The 3,329-nt window shown below is 61.9% G+C and carries 6 protein-coding genes and 1 pseudogene; 1 reads left to right on the top strand and 6 read right to left on the bottom strand.

All coding sequences use genetic code 11. The features are described from left to right. Window positions 1-102: pseudogene (locus EN939_RS39325) on the top strand (peptidase); the annotation flags it as partial. A 31-nt stretch (window positions 103-133) separates the two neighbouring features. On the opposite strand, the gene EN939_RS26375 reads toward EN939_RS39325, so the two are convergent. From EN939_RS26375 to EN939_RS26355, 6 genes are all read right to left on the bottom strand, one after another. Further along, window positions 134-1,687, bottom strand: a complete 1,554-nt coding sequence (locus EN939_RS26375) for an EAL domain-containing protein (RefSeq protein ID WP_127270524.1) — start codon at window positions 1,685-1,687, stop codon at window positions 134-136. A 149-nt stretch (window positions 1,688-1,836) separates the two neighbouring features. After that, window positions 1,837-2,055: a hypothetical protein gene (locus tag EN939_RS26370; RefSeq protein WP_127270522.1), complete on the bottom strand. Its 219-nt coding sequence runs from the start codon at window positions 2,053-2,055 to the stop codon at window positions 1,837-1,839. Between the two features lie 99 nt (window positions 2,056-2,154). Next, entirely contained in the window at window positions 2,155-2,292 is a 138-nt protein-coding gene (locus EN939_RS38185) for a hypothetical protein (RefSeq protein WP_164482279.1), read from the bottom strand. Between the two features lie 39 nt (window positions 2,293-2,331). Beyond that, window positions 2,332-2,613: a hypothetical protein gene (locus tag EN939_RS26365; protein ID WP_127270520.1), complete on the bottom strand. Its 282-nt coding sequence runs from the start codon at window positions 2,611-2,613 to the stop codon at window positions 2,332-2,334. After that, window positions 2,610-2,879: a hypothetical protein gene (locus EN939_RS26360; protein WP_023809798.1), complete on the bottom strand. Its 270-nt coding sequence runs from the start codon at window positions 2,877-2,879 to the stop codon at window positions 2,610-2,612. Before EN939_RS26360 ends, EN939_RS26365 begins: the two co-directional genes overlap by 4 nt. Before the next feature lie 144 nt (window positions 2,880-3,023). Beyond that, window positions 3,024-3,224 carry a cold-shock protein gene (locus EN939_RS26355; protein WP_127270517.1) on the bottom strand — a complete coding sequence of 67 codons (201 nt, stop codon included), beginning with the start codon at window positions 3,222-3,224 and terminating at the stop codon, window positions 3,024-3,026. Between the last annotated feature and the right edge of the window lie 105 nt (window positions 3,225-3,329).

Here is a 3,329-nt window from a genome sequence, read left to right as displayed (position 1 = left end):
GCTCCGGTCTGCGGCCGCCGGCATGGCGAGATGCGTACCTTCCCCAATTCCTGCGAAGCCCGCGCCGCGGACTATCGCGTCGTTGGCGACGGGCCGTGCTGAGAACGCTGCGCCTTGTTGAGGACGACAGGCGTCAAGCCGTCGGCTCCACCTGGCGACAGTAGGCGATGAACTCGGACGCAGGCATGGGTCTGGCGAAAAGCCAGCCCTGGCCGTAGTCGACGTCGCGCTCGGCGAGATAGTCGGCCTGCGCCTGCGTTTCCACGCCCTCGGCAACGATCTTCAGCTTCAGTGTCTTGGCCATGTCGATGATATGCGGGGTGACGGAACTGGTGGCGGAATTCGTGCTGATCGTATCGATGAACGATTTGTCGATCTTGAGCGCATCGAGCGGCAGCCCCTCGAGATAGGACAGGCTGGAATAGCCGGTGCCGAAGTCGTCGATTGCCACTGCGTGCCCCAGTTCGCGGGCACGAATGAGCGTCGAACGCGCCGAGTTGATATCGACGAAACCTCGCTCCGTGGCCTCGAGCCAGATTTGCTGGGGCCGGATTCCGGTGTGCTGCAACGCCTTTTCGATAATAGGCAGGACCCGCGCGGTGCCGACATCGGTTGCGCTGAGATTGATGGCGATGTGAAGCGAGCGATCGGCGACCAGGAGCTTGTTCAGGTCGAACACAACCATCGCAATGACCTGATCGGTGATCGCCGTGATCAGGCCGCTCTCTTCCGCCAGCGGAATGAAAAGATCGGGCCGGACCAGGGAGCCATTCGGCCGCTTCCAGCGCACCAGCGCTTCCGCGCCGATGCAATTGCCGGTCCTGAGCTCGACGATCGGCTGATAGTGGACGATGAATTCGTGCTTGCGCACGGCGATCTGCAATTCTCCCAAGGGCGAAAGCCGCCTTCGTGACAGCCACACAACCACGCCGATGATGAAGGCAGCCATGAAGGCGCCGAGCGGAAGCAGCATGAATTGCTGCTTGCGAACGCTGCCCAGGATCTGGCTTGTCGGTTCGGTGGCGACAGCAATCCAGTCCGTCCCGCGCGCCGTGGCAAACAGGAGATCGTCATCGATGCCTTCGCCGGGACCGGCGATGATCTTCTCGATACGAGCAGGATTCGGGCCGTTCAACGCGCCAAGCAGGATGCCCGTTTGCGTCGTCAAGGCGAGCTGGACACTGGGATCGACGATGACGTCGACAAAGCGTACCGGATCGACAAGGACGTTGTGATCCCTGTATCGCAGCGCCATCAGAAAATGGTCCTCGCTCATCACCGGCTGCATGCGGGCGGTGACGGCAATGCCGTCCCTGGTGGTGAAGTCAGGGGTGGATTGCGCAACGCGCCCTTCGGTCGGTCCCCAGGAAGAGCATTTGAGCAGGCCGTTTTCGAAATAGCCCATTTCTTCGATCGGGCGCGTGTTGATGGTGAGTTGCCGCATACGGGCTATATGGTCCGCCGAACAGCGGATGCCGGTGAACTGGTCGATCTGCCGCAAGGCGGCGGTGGCATCGTTGAGCGAGATGTCGGCCCTGGCGATGGCGCGGCTGGCGAACAGCTGCAGCCGCTCATGTTCCTTTTGGACGGCCTGAATCCAAGCGAGATGAAACATAGCTGCGATTGGCAAGATGGCGCCCAGCATGGCCAACACCACCGCCGTCACGATGATGCGCGACCTGTCCATGCGCCTCCTGCCTTCGGGTATGAGCGGCGATCGTGGGTGGTCGCCCGCAACGTCTCGGCCACCAATCGCGGCAGCGGCCCGGTTCAGGCGGATATTAGGGCCTCGATCTTACGTGAACTTTAATGGAGTCGTGGGGCAGCACCGCTGCTCTAAACCGGATAGGCGCCGTCGGCCGGGCCGGCATAGAGCTCGCTGCCACTGTCGTCGCAGATGCGCAGGCGATCGGGGATTTGCGGCATCGCCAGCGTGTGGAACAGCGCGGTGGCGTCCTGCAGCGCGGCGCGCAGGTTCGGCGCCTCCAGCGACACCTTGTCGAGAGTGGCTTCGTCGGCGTCGCGCAACCGGTAGAACTCGATGACGAAATTCAAGCGCGCCTCCGTGGCAGAGCATTGCGCAGGCCTGTCCAGTCAATTCGCCACCTCACAGAGGACGACGGAAAGGGCGCACGAGGCGCGCCCTCCAGTTTGTCAGCCTTTCGACTTCGGCTTCAAGCTGCTCTCCGCCTGCTTGACCGACGAACCGAACGGGGAGGCGGGCTTTGCCACGACCTTGTCCTTCTTCGGCTTGCGTGTCTCGCGGTTGCTACGCTGTTGACCTTTGGACATGTCGTGCTCCTGCTTCAGTGTTGGCTTGGCGGTGGGGTCTCAGACGAGCGGGTTGCTGGCAACAACGGGGTTGTCGGCAACAACCGGATCTGCCGGTTCGAGATTGTCTTCGGTGGTGACCCGCTCATAGGTCTCCTGCTCGCTGCGGATGCGGTATTGCGGCGAACCATCCTTGACCGGCAGCCTGCTCTTGATCTGGAACAGTTCGGCGGTCTTCTGAACGAGGCCGGTGCGGCTCTTCATGCGCACGGTCTGACCGATCGAAAACTGGTGCGCGGGTGTGTCGGTGCGCGGGCGCGCATTCTGCTGGAAACGGATCATGCTGCATTCTCCCTGTCGCGCTTCAGCGCTGTTTCGAGTTCGAGGTAATCGATGGCGACAAGCTGGCTGGTGGGCGGGTTTTTCGCTGCCCTTGCCGGCAGATGGATGAAAGTGGCGACGCGGCGCCAGGCAAGCCGCGACATGCCCTCGATCAGCTCTTCGTCGTGGTCGATGTCGTAGTCGCCGGCCGGCAGCTGCCCTTCCAGTCCGCCGAGCACGAAAGGTGCGGTGAAGTGCGCGATGGAGTGGGTGGTGCGGTCCGGCATTGTCTTACCTATGCAAAGCAGCGGTCCTGAAAACAAAAAAGCGGGGACGAGCCCCGCTTTCCTATTTCCGGCAGTCGCTGGAAATAAGCCTCTTTCGAGAGCTGCCAGTACATCCGTGGTCAGCGTTCATCGAATTCGGCCGGATCAGATCATTTGCAAATTGGCGGCCGACTCGCGGCCCTTGGTGTCACGCTCCAACTCGAACTGCAGCTTCTGGCCTTCGGCGAGGCCGGGGAAGCCGGCGCGCTCCAGTGCGCTGACATGGACAAAGACGTCCTTGCCGCCATCGGTCGGCTGAATGAAGCCGGTCCGGCCATTGTAGAACTTCACGGTTCCGGTGTTCATGTCGGTCTTTCGAAGAATGAGAATGGCCGCGCGGAGCGAACATGCCGCGCGCCCGGTATCGATGATTTGGAATGAGATTGGCGGGTCGAGGAACTCTTACGCCGC

It is taken from the genome of Mesorhizobium sp. M7A.F.Ca.CA.002.05.1.1, from assembly GCF_003998335.1.
Lineage (GTDB): Bacteria > Pseudomonadota > Alphaproteobacteria > Rhizobiales > Rhizobiaceae > Mesorhizobium.
Note: the sequence above shows the minus strand (reverse complement) of the source record. Positions and strands in the feature narration are given on the sequence as shown.

Excerpts from the sequence above, each read along its gene's own strand:
- EN939_RS26375 (WP_127270524.1), bottom strand. The coding sequence starts at position 1,687 with ATGGACAGGTCGCGCATCATCGTGACGGCGGTGGTGTTGGCCATGCTG.
- EN939_RS38185 (WP_164482279.1), bottom strand. The coding sequence starts at position 2,292 with ATGTCCAAAGGTCAACAGCGTAGCAACCGCGAGACACGCAAGCCGAAG.
- EN939_RS26365 (WP_127270520.1), bottom strand. The coding sequence starts at position 2,613 with ATGATCCGTTTCCAGCAGAATGCGCGCCCGCGCACCGACACACCCGCG.
- EN939_RS26360 (WP_023809798.1), bottom strand. The coding sequence starts at position 2,879 with ATGCCGGACCGCACCACCCACTCCATCGCGCACTTCACCGCACCTTTC.
- EN939_RS26355 (WP_127270517.1), bottom strand. The coding sequence starts at position 3,224 with ATGAACACCGGAACCGTGAAGTTCTACAATGGCCGGACCGGCTTCATT.